This window comes from Bradyrhizobium sp. 23AC (assembly GCF_054863025.1).
Genome location: NZ_JAVAYN010000014.1, coordinates 88,559 through 104,244 on the forward strand (window position 1 = coordinate 88,559; position 15,686 = coordinate 104,244).

22 protein-coding genes are annotated in these 15,686 nt (G+C 65.1%); 9 read left to right on the forward strand and 13 right to left on the reverse strand.

Annotated features, from left to right (window positions below; genetic code table 11):
* Position 1: 1 nt before the first annotated feature.
* Entirely contained in the window at positions 2-820 is an 819-nt protein-coding gene (gene pdxY / locus RAD10_RS27615) for a pyridoxal kinase (protein ID WP_461619971.1), read from the reverse strand.
* A gap of 45 nt (positions 821-865) precedes the next feature.
* Complete coding sequence (locus RAD10_RS27620) at positions 866-1,498, reverse strand: TetR family transcriptional regulator (RefSeq protein ID WP_461620071.1); 633 nt, start codon at positions 1,496-1,498, stop codon at positions 866-868.
* A gap of 99 nt (positions 1,499-1,597) precedes the next feature.
* Here RAD10_RS27620 and RAD10_RS27625 point away from each other — a divergent pair, with 99 nt between their 5' ends.
* The 3 genes from RAD10_RS27625 (at position 1,598) to RAD10_RS27635 (ending at position 3,367) form a co-directional block, all read left to right on the forward strand.
* Positions 1,598-2,263 carry an O-methyltransferase gene (locus RAD10_RS27625; protein WP_461619972.1) on the forward strand — a complete coding sequence of 222 codons (666 nt, stop codon included), beginning with the start codon at positions 1,598-1,600 and terminating at the stop codon, positions 2,261-2,263.
* Positions 2,264-2,453: 190 nt separating this feature from the next.
* A complete protein-coding gene (locus RAD10_RS27630; RefSeq protein ID WP_028144892.1) occupies positions 2,454-2,798 on the forward strand; it encodes a DMT family transporter in 345 nt (114 codons plus the stop codon).
* Positions 2,798-3,367: a TetR/AcrR family transcriptional regulator gene (locus tag RAD10_RS27635; RefSeq protein WP_461619973.1), complete on the forward strand. Its 570-nt coding sequence runs from the start codon at positions 2,798-2,800 to the stop codon at positions 3,365-3,367. Before RAD10_RS27630 ends, RAD10_RS27635 begins: the two co-directional genes overlap by 1 nt.
* Before the next feature lie 14 nt (positions 3,368-3,381).
* Here the strand turns inward: RAD10_RS27635 and RAD10_RS27640 are convergent, their stop codons facing one another.
* The 5 genes from RAD10_RS27640 to RAD10_RS27660 form a co-directional block, all read right to left on the reverse strand.
* On the reverse strand, positions 3,382-3,702 hold the full coding sequence (locus RAD10_RS27640) for a hypothetical protein (RefSeq protein ID WP_028144894.1): 321 nt from the start codon (positions 3,700-3,702) through the stop codon (positions 3,382-3,384).
* A gap of 71 nt (positions 3,703-3,773) precedes the next feature.
* A complete protein-coding gene (locus tag RAD10_RS27645; RefSeq protein WP_028144895.1) occupies positions 3,774-3,980 on the reverse strand; it encodes a hypothetical protein in 207 nt (68 codons plus the stop codon).
* A gap of 263 nt (positions 3,981-4,243) precedes the next feature.
* A complete protein-coding gene (locus RAD10_RS27650) occupies positions 4,244-4,471 on the reverse strand; it encodes a hypothetical protein (RefSeq protein ID WP_244550826.1) in 228 nt (75 codons plus the stop codon).
* Between the two features lie 212 nt (positions 4,472-4,683).
* A complete protein-coding gene (locus tag RAD10_RS27655; RefSeq protein WP_461619974.1) occupies positions 4,684-5,718 on the reverse strand; it encodes an SH3 domain-containing protein in 1,035 nt (344 codons plus the stop codon).
* A 155-nt stretch (positions 5,719-5,873) separates the two neighbouring features.
* On the reverse strand, positions 5,874-7,796 hold the full coding sequence (locus RAD10_RS27660) for an FAD-binding monooxygenase (RefSeq protein WP_461619975.1): 1,923 nt from the start codon (positions 7,794-7,796) through the stop codon (positions 5,874-5,876).
* A 103-nt stretch (positions 7,797-7,899) separates the two neighbouring features.
* Between RAD10_RS27660 and RAD10_RS27665 the strand changes: the two genes are divergently transcribed.
* Together RAD10_RS27665 and RAD10_RS27670 are read left to right on the forward strand one after the other, a co-directional pair.
* Positions 7,900-8,364 (forward strand): MarR family winged helix-turn-helix transcriptional regulator, encoded by a 465-nt coding sequence (locus RAD10_RS27665; RefSeq protein WP_461619976.1) that lies wholly within the window; start codon positions 7,900-7,902, stop codon positions 8,362-8,364.
* Positions 8,365-8,484: 120 nt separating this feature from the next.
* Positions 8,485-8,919 (forward strand): COG4315 family predicted lipoprotein, encoded by a 435-nt coding sequence (locus tag RAD10_RS27670; protein ID WP_461619977.1) that lies wholly within the window; start codon positions 8,485-8,487, stop codon positions 8,917-8,919.
* Positions 8,920-8,990: 71 nt separating this feature from the next.
* Here RAD10_RS27670 and RAD10_RS27675 read toward each other — a convergent pair whose 3' ends face one another.
* A complete protein-coding gene (locus RAD10_RS27675; protein WP_461620072.1) occupies positions 8,991-9,587 on the reverse strand; it encodes a L,D-transpeptidase in 597 nt (198 codons plus the stop codon).
* A 370-nt stretch (positions 9,588-9,957) separates the two neighbouring features.
* Between RAD10_RS27675 and RAD10_RS27680 the strand changes: the two genes are divergently transcribed.
* Positions 9,958-11,001, forward strand: a complete 1,044-nt coding sequence (locus tag RAD10_RS27680; RefSeq protein ID WP_461619978.1) for a hypothetical protein — start codon at positions 9,958-9,960, stop codon at positions 10,999-11,001.
* A 375-nt stretch (positions 11,002-11,376) separates the two neighbouring features.
* A complete protein-coding gene (locus RAD10_RS27685) occupies positions 11,377-11,607 on the forward strand; it encodes a DUF6894 family protein (RefSeq protein WP_018322949.1) in 231 nt (76 codons plus the stop codon).
* Here the strand turns inward: RAD10_RS27685 and RAD10_RS27690 are convergent, their stop codons facing one another.
* Complete coding sequence (locus RAD10_RS27690) at positions 11,608-12,393, reverse strand: SDR family NAD(P)-dependent oxidoreductase (RefSeq protein WP_461619979.1); 786 nt, start codon at positions 12,391-12,393, stop codon at positions 11,608-11,610.
* Between the two features lie 130 nt (positions 12,394-12,523).
* Between RAD10_RS27690 and RAD10_RS27695 the strand changes: the two genes are divergently transcribed.
* Both RAD10_RS27695 and RAD10_RS27700 read left to right on the forward strand, forming a co-directional pair.
* Complete coding sequence (locus RAD10_RS27695; protein WP_461619980.1) at positions 12,524-12,913, forward strand: hypothetical protein; 390 nt, start codon at positions 12,524-12,526, stop codon at positions 12,911-12,913.
* Between the two features lie 109 nt (positions 12,914-13,022).
* Entirely contained in the window at positions 13,023-13,274 is a 252-nt protein-coding gene (locus RAD10_RS27700; RefSeq protein ID WP_461619981.1) for a hypothetical protein, read from the forward strand.
* Between the two features lie 17 nt (positions 13,275-13,291).
* Here the strand turns inward: RAD10_RS27700 and RAD10_RS27705 are convergent, their stop codons facing one another.
* From RAD10_RS27705 to minC, 4 genes are all read right to left on the reverse strand, one after another.
* Positions 13,292-13,477 carry a hypothetical protein gene (locus tag RAD10_RS27705; RefSeq protein WP_091956924.1) on the reverse strand — a complete coding sequence of 62 codons (186 nt, stop codon included), beginning with the start codon at positions 13,475-13,477 and terminating at the stop codon, positions 13,292-13,294.
* A gap of 177 nt (positions 13,478-13,654) precedes the next feature.
* Positions 13,655-13,936: a cell division topological specificity factor MinE gene (gene minE / locus RAD10_RS27710; RefSeq protein WP_091956925.1), complete on the reverse strand. Its 282-nt coding sequence runs from the start codon at positions 13,934-13,936 to the stop codon at positions 13,655-13,657.
* Positions 13,933-14,748, reverse strand: a complete 816-nt coding sequence (gene minD, locus RAD10_RS27715) for a septum site-determining protein MinD (RefSeq protein ID WP_018322943.1) — start codon at positions 14,746-14,748, stop codon at positions 13,933-13,935. The genes minE and minD overlap by 4 nt, the downstream gene beginning before the upstream one ends.
* Before the next feature lie 19 nt (positions 14,749-14,767).
* Positions 14,768-15,466, reverse strand: coding sequence for a septum site-determining protein MinC (minC, locus tag RAD10_RS27720; protein WP_091956926.1), 699 nt, complete (start codon positions 15,464-15,466; stop codon positions 14,768-14,770).
* Positions 15,467-15,686: the final 220 nt, after the last annotated feature.

The window sequence follows — 15,686 nt, forward strand, 5'->3', positions numbered from 1 at the left end:
GTTACGGCGCGCGTCCCGGCGTCGGCAGTGGAACGAGCCGCATCTCAGCCGTGCCGGCCTCCTGCGTACGCACCAGCACCGCAAAGATGGTCTCGACCGCCAGCCGCACCGCGGCCTCCGTCGCCTCGCCCTTGGCCAGATGCGTGGCGATCAGGCCCGTGAGGAGATCACCGGTGCCGTAGGGGCGGATCGGCAGACGCAGCGTCGCAAAGCGCGACAATTGCCCGTCGGCGCACAGTATCGTCTCCACCTGCCCTTCGGGCGTATCGGTGAGCGTGCAGCCGGTGGCGACGATGTCGATGCGGCCGGTCCCCGCCAACGCTGTACACGCCGCGCGCAGGCCCTGCGCGTCCGCGATCGTAAGGCCTGAGAGCAGCTCGAGCTCGAACTGGTTCGGCGTCGCCAGATTTGCGGCCGGCAGCAGTCGGTGCCGGACAACGTCCAAAATGCCGTCGGCGACATAGACGCGGCCATCATCGCCGATCACGGGATCGCAGAGATAGACGAGCTTGGAATTCCGCGTGAGCGCCCGCTCGACGAAATCGGCGATAACGGCAGCGTTGCCCGGCGAGCCGAGATAGCCCGTCACCAGCACGGCCGCTTCGTCAACAAGCCCGCGCTCCTCCACGCCCGTCAGAAGATCGGCGACGAGCTCGGTCTCCAGCACCCGCCCGCGCAGACTCGGATAGCGCGGATGGTTGGACAGCAGCGTCGTCGGCACCGCCGCAACGTTCACGCCCTCCGCCTGAATGGCATAGGCGGCCGCGCTGTTGCCGACATGGCCGTGGACCACCTGGCTTTGAATGGAGATCACGAGCATGAAAGAGGTCCGTAAGGTCAAACGTCGTGTGTGGCAAGAGTAGCTTCAGCGTCGCGCCAGCTCACCGAGGTAAGCACAGAACATGTCGGCCAACCCGTCGGCATGACGCGCGATCTCGGCCTGGCTGCGCGGCATTTCCGAAAACCGCTTGCCGACCTCGCTCAGCGTCGTCTTGATCAGCTCGCCGGCAAGCGCACGGGTCGCCTCCGAGCCTTTGGGCAGCGATTCCCGCATGAACGCCCCGATGATCCCCTCACCGGCGGCCCGCGCGTCCTGCGCCTCGGGCGCGTCGCGATAGAGCGGCGCCGCATCGCTGAGCGCGCCGCGGATCGCAGCCTCCTCGCACTCGGACAGAATGAAGGCGTGGACCAGCGCGCGCAGCCGCGCCGGCGGTGGCTTCGTCCGGTCCGCGAGGATGCCGCGCAAGAGGTCGCTCGTGCGCCGCCACTCATCGCTCTGGAGACGGAACAGGATCGCGGCCTTGTTCGGAAAATACTGATACAGCGACCCGACGCTCACCCCGGCCCGCTCCGCCACCCGCGCCGTGGTGAAACGCTGCGCGCCCTCCTTCGCCAGGACCTGAACAGCGGCATCGAGAATGGCCGCGACAAGCTCGCTGGAGCGGGCCTGTTGCGGCTGTTTTCGTGAGGAAATTGAACGGCTTCGACGATCGGCCATGGCCCCACTCAGGCAATGCGAATAGGAAATGCGACGAATTAGTCGTATTTCACTCGGCACGCAAGCACGCGTTTCCTTCGCCAACTCTGGAGACCTCTTATGACCACCCCGACCATCACATCGCTTGCGCCGCTGCTGGACCGCCTGTTCGACGCGGCCGAGGCGGCAAACGACGCAACCGGCGCCGCCGTCGCAGATTTGTCCGACGCAGACCGGGCGCGCTTGATGCGCAGCAAGACCGACTATCGCGACCTCTACGGACGCCTGAAGGACGCACCGCTTGCGGTCTCGCGCGAGACAGGCCACCTGCTCTACATGCTGGCACGCGGTTCCCGCGCCAGGGTGATCGTCGAGTTCGGCACGTCGTTCGGCATCTCGACGCTGCACCTTGCCGCAGGCCTGCGCGACAATGGCGGCGGCCACCTCATCACCAGCGAGTTCGAGCCGTCCAAGGCGGCGCGGGCAAGGGAAAACCTCATCGCCGGCGGCTTGATCGATCTGGTCGAAATCCGTGAAGGCGACGCGCTGAAGACGCTCAGCGCCGATCTGCCTGCCATGATCGACCTCGTGCTGCTCGACGGCGCCAAGGCGCTCTATCCGGAGATCCTTGATCTGCTGGAAGGCCATCTCGGACCGGGTGCGATCATCGTCGCCGACAATGCCGACGACAGCCCGGACTATCTGGCGCGCGTGCGCGCGCCCGGCAGCGGCTACATGTCCACGCCCTTCGCCGAAGACGTCGAACTCTCCGTGCGGATCAGCTGACACCGGTCGAAACGCCACGAAATTTTGGAGCCGCCGCGCTATTTACCACGCGGCGGCTTCATGCTGCGTCACGCGTGTCGCAGCCTCGTCACTCACACGTGATACCTCGTTCGGGCCAAAGCCGGGCCCGGCGTGCTAAACATACCTACCGCGCGGTATCTTTCTATTTGCCCCCGCGCCGGAGCTGACCATGACTTCCGCCTTCAATGCCTACGCAGCGCTTGCCCTCGCCATCGTTCTCGAGGTCACGGCGTCCGCCTTCCTGCAGCAATCCGCGCAGTTCACCCGCCCGTGGCCGACGCTGGCGATGGTGTTGTTCTATGTCGCCTCGTTCTATGCGCTGTCGGTGGCGATCCGCGTCATCCCCTTGAGCATCGCCTATGCGATCTGGGGCGGGGTCGGCATCATCCTGACGGCAACCGTCTCCTTCGTGCTGTTCCGCCAGATGCTGGACGCCGCGGCCTTCGTCGGCATCGCGTTGATCGTATCCGGGGTCGTGGTCATCAACCTGTTCTCGCAGGCCAGTGTGCATTGATGACGGAAAGCCGCTACACCCGCGCAAAGCAGCCGGAGCAGGTCCGGCGCGCGCTGCTCGACTGTGCCGCGGCGATCGCCATGGATCACGGCGTCGCCGGCGTCACGGTGCAGGCGGTCGCAGAGGCGGCCGGCGTCACCAAGGGCGGGCTGTTTCACCACTTTGGCAGCAAGCAGGCGCTGATCGAGGGCCTGTTTGCGGACCTGCTCGCGCGCGTCGATGCCGAGATCGACGCCACGATCGAAGCCGATCCGAAACCAAACGGCAGCTTCACGCGGGCCTATGTGAATGCGGTCTTCACGGGCAAGGCCTTCGGCTTCGCGACCCCATGGGCGGCGTTGAGCATGGTCGTCGTCACCGATCCGCCGCTGCGCCGGCTCTGGAACGACTGGATCAAGGCGCGCCTGAAGCGTCATCGCACGACCGACGACGCGCCCGATCTGCAAATCGTGCGCCTCGCCGCCGACGGCGCATGGCTCTCCTATGTCACGACGGGACAGACGCGGATGAGCGCCGAGCTACGCGCCGTGCACGCACGGCTGCTCGCGCAGACCTATCGGCGCAGATAGCAGCCCCGCACGTCCTACTGGCTCTGCACCGGCTTGGGCGGACGCGACGCGGATCGCGCGGGCTTCTTGGCGGGCTTGGTAGCAGCGCGCGGCGGCGGAGTATCGACTGACTCAAGATACGCCGCGAGCGCCTTGGCCGAGTCCGAGCTGGTCGCGTAATGATCCCTGAGAAACCAGGACAGCGTCAGGCTGAAGCGACCCTTGGCAAGGCCGCGCGGACTGCGATGGCAGGTCGCACAGCCCTCAGCGAAGAGCTTTGCGGGCGGCTTGCCGGCGTCGAGATTTTGCGCGGCGGCGACCGTCACCGTCAGAACAGCGGCGGCTGCAACGGTCATCACGGGCACGATCCGGTCGCGCCCCGATCGAAACAGCGATCTCAAATGCCGTCCTCTCGCCCGCCCTTCGGTCACGCCGCCGACAGCTGATCGAACTCCGGCGGTGCGTAGGCCTTGCCGTCCTGGTCGGTGATGACAACCCGCCACCCCTCGCTCGCCCACACCTTCGCCTTCGCCACGATGAGCAGCCGGCTCTCTCGGGCGAAACTGTACTTCTCGTTGTCGCGTTCTGCGATCATCTTGTAGGCCAATTCGCATCCCCTTGCGTCGCCCTGCACCGGCCTCCTCGTGGCAGCGGGCTTTGGCGGCAATTCGCCGGGAGCGTGGCAATTTGGTGCCATCCGCAGGCAAGGCGCCGATGATCGGCCGGCGACCGGCGTCGAGCCGTACCCCGCTGGGATGCGATTCCAACCCGTCGCAGGTTTCCCCCTGCGACGACGGAGCCGTCTACCAGCCGTGCTGGACCATGGCGTGCCGGATCGGCCGCCGGGGGCGGCCCGTCACATCAGCAATGGAACCGATCGTCCCAATATCCGACCCGCTAGTGCACGCGGATGATGTGGGGTCGGCCGAGGTCGATCAGCCCCTGCACCGCGGAGAGGCGGTCGTCGAGGGCTGCGATGGTGAGCAGCAGGTTGTTGCGACGCTCGTCGAGCATGCCCATCTCGGCGCCGGTGAGCTTTGTGCTCGTCCGTTCCTTGTGGATCCCTTCGAGGGATTCGCGCAGCCCGGCAATCAGGCCGGTCAACTGTTTGGCCTCCTTCGTCATCGAGCGCTTCGCGACATTTTGGCGGCGCGTCTCCGCCTGGCTCTGTCTCATATCATCCTCCCGTGCCCCGCTGCCCCGAGTGGATGCTTACACCTTTGGGTAGACATGTTACGATCGATGAAATCTGCCCGCGAAGATCTGTCTTAAATTGTAAAGGCCTCGACACGGCAAAGAAAAAGCCCGGCATCAGGGCCGGGCTTTTCTTTGCAAAGCTAGTGCTTCTGATGTCCGCCAGCAGGGCCGCCCGCCGGGGCGCCGCCGCCACGCGGGGCGGCATTGATATGCGGAGCTCCGCCCCCGCCGCCGTGCGGCATGGCAGGCGCGGCCGCGCGCGGCGCAGGCATCTGCGCACGGGCATTCATCGGCGAACCATGGCTCACGCCTGGCTGGGCGACATGCGGCGTCGCGGGACGCGCTGAAGGCGCGGCCACACGCGGCGCTTCGTGCGCGCGGGCCATCGGCTGCGAACGCACCGGAGCGCGGGGCGCGGCCTGCTCACGCATCATGCGGGCTTGTGCATCACGCGGATTGCGGGTCTGCACATTGGTCCGCTCATGCGCGATGCGCTCACTTGGTCCAACGCGGGCCCGGTCGGGCGTAACCGCAGCGCCGCGCTTGGCGATCGCAGCGTCGCGCCTCTCGATCGCAGTGTCGCGCTTCGCGATCGCAGCGTCGCGCTTCGCGATCGCCGCATCGCGCTGTGTGGTCGCGGCGTCACGCGTTGAGATCGCGGCGGCCCCCTTGCCGCGCACACCGCTGCGTTCGAGCGCGATCGCCGCGTCGCGCGTTGCCGCGCGGCCAATGCGAGCCGCGCGCGGATCGATCGTCATCCGCGTCGCGACGCTCTGATGAGAGGTCCAGTAATTATTCCAATAGGCATGGCGTCGATACCAGGGACGTCCCCCATAGTAACTCGACCAATACGAAGTCAGCACGAAGGGAACGACGGGCACGTCGATCTCGTCGACATAGTCGGGGAGATAGACGTAGTGATTGCGATAGAGATATTCGAGATATTGCGACGACACCCAGCCGCGATCATCAGAGAAGCTAACGTCGCACCAGGCATTGCCGCGCAGGCAGCCGTGGATGTTGACGCGGGCGCCCCCGGGGACGCGATCGACCAGGGGAAAGCCTGAACCCGGCCCGGCGCGCAGGCCGGTCGAGACGGTGACGATGCCCGGCGCGGCCAATGCGGCTGTTGGGACCAGCAAAAATGCTGCAACTAAAGCGGTTCTGAACTTCATGGCGCATTCCTCCTTTGAGAGGCGGAACGCGCCAGCGGAACAGGCGTTCCGTGCACGAGGGTCTCATCCGTCGAAAGATTGAAACGCACGCCGCGCGCGGTTCAATATTCATCCGCCGTTCATCGGCACACCGCGTAGGCCGCGCTGGCGGACCGTCAGTTGACCTGCAACATGAACGCGTCGAAGTACGACGCAAGCCCGGCAAAGTCGGAGAGCGGCAGCACGTTCGCGACATACTGGTCCGGGCGCACCACGACCATGCAGCCGGCTTTCCGATCGATGCCGCGCATGGCGAAAACGTCCTGCCCCCTCTTGAAGTCCGGACAGAACATTTTCTCGTAATCATACAAGCCATAACGGCCTTTGCTTGGGAGCAACATGGGCGGCATTGCCTCGATCGCGAGCTCTCGATGATCCTGCTGAAACACTGCGCGCAGATCGATCACGCTGTCGATGTCGAAATTTCTGGACGTATATCGCCGGATCGGCGATTCCCGGGACTCGGCGAGAAAATTGCACAAGCGACGAATGACCGAGTCCGAGGCAGCGGGATTCTCAGCAGGCGAGAACGCGTAGATCCGAAAACGGCCGTCGGCCTGCGCGGCATGACCCAAATGCATCGGCTTTGCGTCCGCAAGTCGGATCACGGGCGCCGAGTGGAAGCGCTTGCCGATGATGAATCCCTCTGCGAGATGCTGATGCGAGCCTGCGCCGGTAAGAAGCGACGGCGCGTAATGTGTCGCCGTGCCCGCGGTGTAGCGGCCATGCCTGACAAAATAGTCCTGCGTCTTGGCAGCATCGGCGCTGCCCGCCTTTGCTGACGAAGCCAAAATCCCCGCCCACTCGCGATCGAAATCGATCAGCTCTTTCGCAACCGCCTGACGCTCCGCCGAATAGGAATGCAGCAGGCTCGGGGCGCACTGCTTCCGGAGGACGGCGGCAAGCTTCCAGCCCAGATTGAAGGCGTCCTGCATCGAGACGTTCATGCCCTGCCCGGCTTTCGGGCTATGGGTATGGCAGGCATCGCCGGCGATGAAGATGCGCGGCAGGCGCGTTGCGATCTCGGCGTCCGGCACGTCGTCGAACTTGTCGGTGAGACGCTGGCCGATCTCGTAGACCGACCACCAGGCGATCTCCTTCACGTCGAGCGTATGGGGCTTCAGGATCCGCTGCGCTTTCGCAATCACGTCATCGGCGGTGATGTTGCGGCTGGCGACGCGCTCGCCGGCATCGAGCTTGGCGAGCTCGACATAGATGCGGACCATGTAGCCGCCTTCGCGCGGGATGATCAGCAGGCTGCCGTCCTTCGCCGATTGGATCAGCGACTTGAAGCGGATGTCCGGAAAATCGGTCACCGCCAGCACGTCCATCACGCCCCAGGCGTGGTTGGCGGAATCGCCGTGCAGCTCGCGCCCAATCGACTTGCGCACGGTGCTGCGCGCACCATCGCAGCCGACGACATAGCGTGCCTTGATCGTCTCGACCTTGCCCTCGCTTGCGGCATCGACGCGTTCGAGGCGCACGGTCACGGCATGGTCGGCTGGACCTGCAGCCGGATCGACCTCGAGGTCGAGCAGGCGGCGGCTGTAATGAGGCTCGAGCTTGGCCGGCGATTTGCGCATCACGTCGAGAAATCCGTCATGGATGCGCGCCTGGTTGAGGATGACATGCGGGAATTCGGACAGGCCGTCCTCGACGTCCTGCACCCTTCCGCTGCGGACGATGGTCTCGGGCCGCCGCTCGTCCGGCTTCCAGAATGTCGTCTCGTTGACCCAATAGGCCTCCTTCAGCACGCGCTCGCTGAAGCCGTAGGCGTGAAACATTTCCACGGTGCGGCAGGCGATACCGTCGGCCTGACCGACCAGCAAGCGATCCGGCTTCTGCTCGACGATGCAGGTCTTGATGTCAGGAAATTGCGCGAGCTGGGCGGCGAGCGTGAGGCCGGCAGGGCCACAGCCGACGATGAGGACATCGACCTCGCCAGGCACGGCGCCCGCCGCGCCCGGGGCCTGAACGCGCTCGGCGGGGTCGGCAATGTCAGGGTCGCCCGGCTGAAATCCATTCAGATGGAATTGCATGAGCCTCTCCCGTCAACCCTCTGTTTTGATGTTGCTCAGTATGCTGACTATCAGTATGCTTGTCAACGATCGTACGCCGTCCTGCCTCCGAGGAGAGAATTCGGTGAAAGACAACAACGACATGCCCGGGCATCTGGCGCGCCGGTTCCAGCAGATCGCCGTCGCGGTGTTCCTGGCCGAGGTCGAGGATGCCGGCTTCGATCTCACACCGGTGCAATACGCCGCGCTTGCGACCATCAAGGCCAATCCGGGGCTCGACCAGGTGACGCTTGCAGGCTTGATCGCCTATGACCGCACCACCATCACCGGCGTGATCGACCGCCTCGTGCAGAAGGGACTGGCCGAGCGCCGCGCTTCCAGCCGCGATCGCCGCGCCCGCGAACTCGAGATCACCGACGAGGGCCGGCGCACGCTGCGCAAGATCACCCCGGCCGTGGAATCGGCCCAGCGCATCCTGCTGCGTGGCCTCAGCGCAAAGGAGGGCGAGGATCTGACGCGGCTGCTGCGCAAGGCGATTGCCGCCGGCAACGATCTGAGCCGCGCGCCGCTCCGCGATCTGCAGGCATGATCCGGTATTTTTGTACGTAATTGTCGCAGGACTGCGAAACCAGGAACTAACCTTCGGCTGTTACGGTCGGCAACATTCTGCGCTTAACGCGCGATTAACTTTGCCGGTCGGGAGATCAGGATGTTCAGGTTCCTCATTGCGGCAGCGGCCGTCGCGCTCTCGACCGGTCATGCGCTCGCAAACGGCCATGGCGGCGGCGATGCCCCTTCTCCGCCCAAGCCCGAGGCGACGACCGCACCGGCGAAGGTGGTGCTGACCAAGCAGGGTCCCAAGCTCGTCGATCTCAAGGGCATGACGCTCTATTATTACGAGCGCGACACCACCGGAAAGACGTCGAACTGCAACGGAAAATGCACCGAGAGCTGGATGCCGTTGCCCGCAACGTCCGACGCCAAGGCCATTGGCGACTTCACCGTGATCAGCCGCAACGACGGCAGCAGGATGTGGGCGTACCGCTATCGCCCGCTCTACACCTCGGCCGCCGACAAGACGCCGGGCGACGTCAACGGCAATGCGACGACGCTGCAATGGCGCGTCGCCCGGCCCGGAGAGTAAGCAAAGCCGCCATCATCGTGCCCACGTGTGCACGATGATCATCTCGTGAGGATTGAGACGCTGGTGTGTGCTTACCCGCGCCAGCGCGCGCCGGTCTCGGCCTGCGCGTTCTGTCCCGGCGGCAGCACGACGACCATCGAATTGAGCTTCACCCGGTCGTAGAGATCGATCACGTCCTCGTTGCGCATCCGGATGCACCCGGACGAGATCGCCTGCCCGATATATTCGGGCTGGTTGGTGCCGTGAATGCGGTAGAGCGTGTCCTTGTTGCCGGAATAGAGATAGATGCCCCGCGCGCCCAAGGGATTGGCGGGACCGCCGGGGACGCGCGCCGGATACGGCCCGAGCCGCGCCTGGATATCTGCTGTCGGAACCCAGTCCGGCCATTCCGCCAGACGGCCGACCCGCGCGACGCCGGAGAACGCCATGGCTTCCTCGCCGACCGCAACGCCGTAACGGATCGCCTTGCCACCAGGCAGGACGTAATAGAGGTAGCGCGCGTCGGTATCGACCAGGATGGTACCCGGCTGCTCCTTGCGCTGGTAGTCGACGACGTGACGGAGATATTGCTCGGGCACGTTCGCTTGCGCGTAAGGCGTATGCGAAAGCAACTGCCGGTCGCGCGGCGTCATGCTCGCGTCGGTCGACGGCGAAAGCGTTGCCTGCATGCAGCCGCCCAGCGGCAGCAAGGCAACGACGAACAAAGCGATTAAGGATCTTGGCACCGCCGGCCCCCGATAGCGGATAGCAGCGCCCCCAGCATCCCCAGATGCTGCCAAAATCGTGCTGAAAACAAGGCAGCGCGGAACACGTGCGCGTGTTCAACAAAAGGGGTTCCATCACCACAAACGGCGGAAGACCGTCGCATCATCTCCATCCCCTCGCCTTGCTTTGGTCAAACCCGACTGGACTCGTGCGTCATCGTGCGAGGCTCATCCGGTTGGGATGGACTCACCCCAACAGATCGGCTCGCGCCAATGCGGACGACCAGTATTTCAAGCGCCCGGCCTTCAAACACCGGGCTTCAAAGGAGCTGCGATGCTCGCGACGCTGAACCCCAAGCAAATCGTCGATGAGATCGTGAAGGACACGGTCAAGGACAACGATCCGCACGACGCGATTCAGATTTCGCCCGACATAGTGCTGGCCTCGCGCCCCATCAGCGTTGCGCCCGCGCTGGCGCCTGACATTGCGACGCGTCCGGAGCCGAAATTTGCGCCGGAGCCCAAAGCCTTGCTCGAGCGCAAGATCTCTATTGAGCCCAAGTTCAGTCCCGTCTCGGAGCCGCAGGCGGCGCCCCCGCCCTCTGTCGACACGGCCGTCCGTGTCGCGGCGAGCGATGGTCTCGGTCCGCGGAAGCGATCCACCGCGGGCAAGTGGCTGCGCGGCGCTTTCGTCACGTTTCTGTTTGCAGGCGGCAGTGCGGCCGCCACCATCGCGTGGGAGAAACACGGCGACACCGCCAAACAGATGCTCGCCGAATGGACACCGGCATTGACGTCGCTGCTGCCGTCGACATCGCAGACCGCGCCGGTCGCTGCCGCGCAGGCCGCACCGCCCGCGGAGCAGGCCGCCCCGCCCGTAGCGCCAGCGGCAACCGAACAAGCGGCCGATCAATCTGCGACACCGCCCGCAGTCCAGGTCGCGGCAGCTGCGCCCGCAGCGACGCAGCCCGATACTGCACAGTCAGTGCAATCGATGACGCGCGACCTCGCCGCGATGGCGCAGCAGATCGAAGCGCTCAAGGCCAACATCGCCGAGTTGAAGGCCGGACAGGAGCAGATGGCGCGCGAGATGGCAAAACCGCCTGCGCCGAAGCCGGTAGCAGAGGTCAAGCCTGTTGATCCGCGCGCACGCACTGCTGCGGTCCCACCGCGAGCTCCGTCACCGCCGCCGGTTCGCAAACCGAAACCGGTCGTGTCGCACACCTACATGCCGGCCTATTCGCCCGCGCCGCTCGCAGCTTCGCCGCCGCCTTCGCAGGCTGCCGCGATGCCGCCGCCGGCCGCACCTGTTACCACGACCCAAGCCGTCGCCGATGACGACGGACCAATCGTGCGTCCGCCGATGCCGTTGCGCTAGACTGAGACCGCGCAAGCAGCACCGCGCGCTGCGACAACGTCGCGTAGGCTGTCCGAGTCGATGTGATGCGTTGAGTCCGGACAATTACGGAAAGCGATTTTTCTCGCTTAAGAGAAAAGGCCGTCGGGATCTATGCCGGCGGCCTTCTCTTGCAGCTGCCGGTTCCCGGAGCCCGGTTCTGCTGCAATTCCATGCCTTAAGATCGCGCCAACATATTTAATTAAATGTTAAGGTCGTCACACGTTGCACATCATTTCTGCGCCATAAGCACAGAGATTGCGCGGTCCGTTCATCGGTAGATGTCGACTCAGTGGTACCATCCGACATGTGTTGAGACTTCCACTGAAGCTCATCTCGTCACACCGGGGAATTCGGATGCCGTACTACTCTTTCGATCTTGTGGTTGGTGGAGAGTTCAGGAACCAGGGCGGAATCATCCTCGAAGACATCGAGGTTGCCTCCGATCGCGCCGACCAGCTCGCCACCGAGCTGTCGCAGGTGAAGCCGGAGCTGCAGCAGAAGGGTTGCGCGGTGCGCGTCACCGATCGCGACGACAACGAGCTTTACCGCACGCCGCTCGATCCCGTGCCGGCCTGGCGCCGCTGACTACTCATCAAGCGCCGGCGGCTCGAACCAGTTCGTCAGCGACAATCCGCCGTCGACGACGAAGGCTGCGCCGGTGACGTAGGCGGAGAGCTTGTTCGACAATACGGTGAGCGCCATCGGCGCAAGGTCATTGGCCTCGCCGAGACGCCCGAGCGGAATGTGCCGCGCCAGCGCGGGGTCCGCAACGAACCCGCCGGCGGCGATCGCGCCGGGCACCAGCGCATTGACGCGGATGTCGTGCCGGCCGAACGTCTTGGCCAACTCCTTCACCAGCATCGCCATCGCCGCCTTCGCCGTCGAATAATGCGGTAGGTTGCGCGGCGTGCCCGCATGCAGCGAGGTGAGGAACAGGAACGAGCCCGGCCGCTTCGCCGCGATCAGCCGCTTTGCGAGTTCGCGCGCCAGGTGAAAGGCGGCATCGAGATTGACGGCATGCATCTGCTGCCAGATCCTGCGATCGACCGCGAGCGCATGATCGGCCTCTCGCCGCGGCGGCGATGCGCTGTGGACGAAATGCGTGATCCCGCCCAACGCTGCGTCCGCGGCGGCAAGCAGCGCGTCGCACGCGTCGAGCTCGGCGAGATCGCCGACCCATGGCACCGCCAGCTCGGGCCTCTTGCTCGCGCCGATCGCAGCGCTCACCCGCTCTACGCTGATGTCGGCGAACACGGTCCGGACGCCCTCGCCAACCAGGGCCTGCGCGATGGCGCGGCCGATGCCGTTGCCCGCGCCGGTGACGAGCGCTGTGTCGCGGGCAGGATCGAACGGCGTGCTGAACAGGCTCATGTCGCTCTCCGAGGCCGGGATACGGGCCACGATAGCGCACCGCGCCGGGGCGCGACAAATTCGTCCCGGCACCATTGCGGAGCAGCGCGCCGGACGCTAGCCTCCCCAAAAAATGGAGGAGATACCAAGGATGCGCTACGGTTTCCTGATGGCTGGCCTGTTGCTGATCGCCGCTCCGGCCCAGGCCGAGGATCATCCACGCTCGACCTATGTGACCCTGGTCCTGCAGGCCTTCGCCGCCAAGGTCGAATGCCCGGGCACGGACGTCGTCTATCAGGATCTCGTGCAGAAGGCGGCGCAAATGAAGCTCCCCGACGGCACCACCGAGAAGGTACGCAAGGCAATTGCCTGGATGCATACCGGCGGCAAGATGGGCGAGAAGCAGGACGACGATCTGATGGCCGAGGTCGCGGTGGCGACCCAGGCGACCGATCTCAACCAGCGCCGCCTCGGCATGCCCAACTGGTGCGAGGCCCAGAAAACCAACCTCGCTGGCCTGATCCGGGCCAAGGGCGGCTAGCAAGCCGGCTGTCGCGGCGTTAAGCACACCGCGGCGGAACCCTTGTTTCGGCCAATAATCGTCACATTCCTCGCCAGCATGCGGGCTCCTTTCGCACAGGAGAAGCCCAATGCGGATGACGCATCTCATGGTCGCCGGCGTGCTCGCGATGAGCGCAACGCTGGGCGCCCCGGCACAGGCAAAGAATTCCGACGCCCAAAAGGGCGAGGACAAATCGACCTCGTCGTCCTCGTGCAGCGCCTATCAGCAGGCGCCGGACGGATCGTGGGAACAGCTCCCGTGCAAGGAGGCGGGCGAGCGCGGCCAGCCGCAGACGCAGCATCGATCCCCGTCACGGGGGCCGGATCGCGAGGAACACTGAAGATTTCTGGCCGGCGATCAGCTGTGGGCCGGCCCGCGGATGATCTTCATGGCGTCGGCGATGTGACGCCATTCCTTGGCCTCATCGGCCTCGCCGCGGCCCTCGCAGGCCTGGGCCTGCTCAGCGGCCTTCGCAATCGCAGCAAAACCGTGCCGTTCGAGCATCTGCCGCGCGACGGTGTGGACCTGGACCTCGGACATCATGAGCGCTCTCCCGTCTGACCAGACCGCAGGCCGCATCGCTCCCGCGGTCGTTCACAACGATTGAGGGCGGGACCTCGTTCCGCACCGTCTCTATGGTCCCAAAACAAAGGCGGCCCGCTATGCCCAGCGGACCGCCTTCTCACCCACCCCAAAGCTGAAGCTCGTCGGCCGCGTCCCCTACGCGACCGCCGCTTTCTTGCGCTCGAAGTCGTTGGGCACCTCGATATCGACCTCCAGGGTCGATACGTCGTCGCCACGCTCGAGCCGGACGATGACCTTGGTCGGGTCAAGCGTGACATGCTTGGACACGACGGCGAGAATTTCCTCACGCAGCACCCCGAGCAGATCGGGTTGGCCACGCATTCCGCGTTCATGGGCAAGCAGGATCTGCAGCCGCTCGCGAGCGACGGGTGCAGAGGCCTTTTTGCCGCGGAGAAGCCGAAGCAGACCCATGCTCATGCAGCCCTCCGTCGCAGCAGACGATCCATAAAGCGCTTGCGCTCAGTCGGAACCTGCATCGGCACGGTGTCGCCGCACAGCCGGCGCGCCGCGTCGATATAGGCCCGCGCCGGTGCGCCGTCCGCGTTCGACAGCGTCACCGGTGTGCCGACATTGGAGGCCTTCAAAACGTCCTGGCTCTCGGGGATGATGCCGAGCAAGGGCGTTGCGAGGATTTCCAGGATGTCGTCGATGGTCAGCATCTCGCCGCGCGCGGCCCGCGAGGGGTCGTAGCGGGTGATGAGAATGTGCTTCTCGACGCGCTCGCCCTTCTCGGCCCGCACCGTCTTGGAATCGAGCATGCCGATGATGCGGTCGGAATCGCGCACCGAAGAGACTTCCGGATTGGTGACGATCACGGCCTCGTCGGCAAAGCGCATCGCCATGGAGGCGCCGCGCTCGATGCCGGCGGGGCTGTCGCAGATCACCCAGTCGAAACGGCTCCGCAGATCGTCGATGACCTTGCCGACGCCCTCTTCCGTCAGCGCATCCTTATCGCGGGTTTGCGAGGCTGGGAGCAGCCAGAGGTTTTCCAGCCGCTTGTCCTTGATCAGCGCCTGCGGGAGTTTCGCAACGCCCTGCACCACGTTGATGAGGTCAAACACGACGCGGCGTTCGGCGCCCATCACGAGGTCGAGGTTGCGCAGGCCGACGTCGAAGTCGACGACGACGACCTTGTCGCCGCGTTGCGCCAGCGCAGCCCCCAGCGCGGCGGTCGTCGTGGTCTTGCCGACGCCCCCCTTGCCTGATGTCACGACCAGTACCTTTGCCATTTCTGAAATCTCCTTCTGGTCAGTTCAGCGCGGTAATTCGCATGGTGTTGCCCTGCAGCCAGGCCTGGGCCGGCTTGCCGCGCAGGGCCTCGTCGATATCGTCGGCGGTCTGATAAAACCCATCGATTGCAAGCAGTTCGGCTTCGATCTTCTGGCAATAGATGCGCGCGCTCGTGCGACCGTTCACGCCCGCCATGGCGCGGCCGCGTAGCGCGCCATAGACGTGGATGGAACCGCCGGCGACGACTTCGGCACCCGAGCCGACCGAGCCGAGGATGGTGACGTCGCCTTCGGGAAAGATCACGGTCTGGCCCGAGCGCACGGGCGTCTCTAGCAGCAGCGACGTCGGCTTGGCCTCAGCCTTCGTCTCGGTCTTCTTCGGCGCGTTCGGCTCGACCACGCAGCTGCGTCCACCCGAGAGCAGCGGCGGCATCATCGGGGTCAGCCTCGCCTCCTCCACGCCCTCGATGCCGAGCACGCGGATGTTGCGGTCTTGCAGGCTTGTGAGCAGATGGCCGATGCCGGACTGGCTGAGATCGACCGAGGACAGGTCGATCACCACGGGCCGGCCCGCAAAGAACCCCGGCGAGCGCGCAATGGTGGCGTCGATCTCGTGCAGCCAATCCTGCACCGGAACCGTCGGCGTGAATACGAAGGCCACATAAGAGCGCCCGCGCAGGCGCACCATTTGGCGTTGAGGTTTGACTGCAGCCTCCATATCGGCCGACTCGTTCCCAGTTATTGAATGGTTAACGATGCGGCGGATTTGGTTAACGGCCGGTTAATTTCTCCGTGGGTTGCCCGTCCCAAACTGTCATCGCCCGCGAAGGCGGGCAATCCAGTACTTCGAGACCCCTATGGATTGGTCAAAGGCCGCGGCGTACTGGATGCCCCGGTCAAGCCGGGGCATGACACCGCTGTGTGGGGTCCAGATGCCC

Coding starts and splice junctions, on each gene's coding strand:
- minE (WP_091956925.1), bottom strand. CDS start 13,936: ATGAGCATGGGTCTGCTTCGGCTTCTCCGCGGCAAAAAGGCCTCTGCA.
- RAD10_RS27650 (WP_244550826.1), bottom strand. CDS start 4,471: ATGACGAAGGAGGCCAAACAGTTGACCGGCCTGATTGCCGGGCTGCGC.
- RAD10_RS27620 (WP_461620071.1), bottom strand. CDS start 1,498: ATGGCCGATCGTCGAAGCCGTTCAATTTCCTCACGAAAACAGCCGCAA.
- RAD10_RS27640 (WP_028144894.1), bottom strand. CDS start 3,702: ATGACCGTTGCAGCCGCCGCTGTTCTGACGGTGACGGTCGCCGCCGCG.
- RAD10_RS27680 (WP_461619978.1), top strand. CDS start 9,958: ATGCTCGCGACGCTGAACCCCAAGCAAATCGTCGATGAGATCGTGAAG.
- pdxY (WP_461619971.1), bottom strand. CDS start 820: ATGCTCGTGATCTCCATTCAAAGCCAGGTGGTCCACGGCCATGTCGGC.
- RAD10_RS27625 (WP_461619972.1), top strand. CDS start 1,598: ATGACCACCCCGACCATCACATCGCTTGCGCCGCTGCTGGACCGCCTG.
- RAD10_RS27675 (WP_461620072.1), bottom strand. CDS start 9,587: ATGCAGGCAACGCTTTCGCCGTCGACCGACGCGAGCATGACGCCGCGC.
- RAD10_RS27660 (WP_461619975.1), bottom strand. CDS start 7,796: ATGCAATTCCATCTGAATGGATTTCAGCCGGGCGACCCTGACATTGCC.
- RAD10_RS27695 (WP_461619980.1), top strand. CDS start 12,524: ATGCGCTACGGTTTCCTGATGGCTGGCCTGTTGCTGATCGCCGCTCCG.
- RAD10_RS27630 (WP_028144892.1), top strand. CDS start 2,454: ATGACTTCCGCCTTCAATGCCTACGCAGCGCTTGCCCTCGCCATCGTT.
- minD (WP_018322943.1), bottom strand. CDS start 14,748: ATGGCAAAGGTACTGGTCGTGACATCAGGCAAGGGGGGCGTCGGCAAG.
- RAD10_RS27705 (WP_091956924.1), bottom strand. CDS start 13,477: ATGATGTCCGAGGTCCAGGTCCACACCGTCGCGCGGCAGATGCTCGAA.
- RAD10_RS27690 (WP_461619979.1), bottom strand. CDS start 12,393: ATGAGCCTGTTCAGCACGCCGTTCGATCCTGCCCGCGACACAGCGCTC.
- RAD10_RS27685 (WP_018322949.1), top strand. CDS start 11,377: ATGCCGTACTACTCTTTCGATCTTGTGGTTGGTGGAGAGTTCAGGAAC.
- RAD10_RS27635 (WP_461619973.1), top strand. CDS start 2,798: ATGACGGAAAGCCGCTACACCCGCGCAAAGCAGCCGGAGCAGGTCCGG.
- RAD10_RS27700 (WP_461619981.1), top strand. CDS start 13,023: ATGCGGATGACGCATCTCATGGTCGCCGGCGTGCTCGCGATGAGCGCA.
- RAD10_RS27670 (WP_461619977.1), top strand. CDS start 8,485: ATGTTCAGGTTCCTCATTGCGGCAGCGGCCGTCGCGCTCTCGACCGGT.
- minC (WP_091956926.1), bottom strand. CDS start 15,466: ATGGAGGCTGCAGTCAAACCTCAACGCCAAATGGTGCGCCTGCGCGGG.
- RAD10_RS27655 (WP_461619974.1), bottom strand. CDS start 5,718: ATGAAGTTCAGAACCGCTTTAGTTGCAGCATTTTTGCTGGTCCCAACA.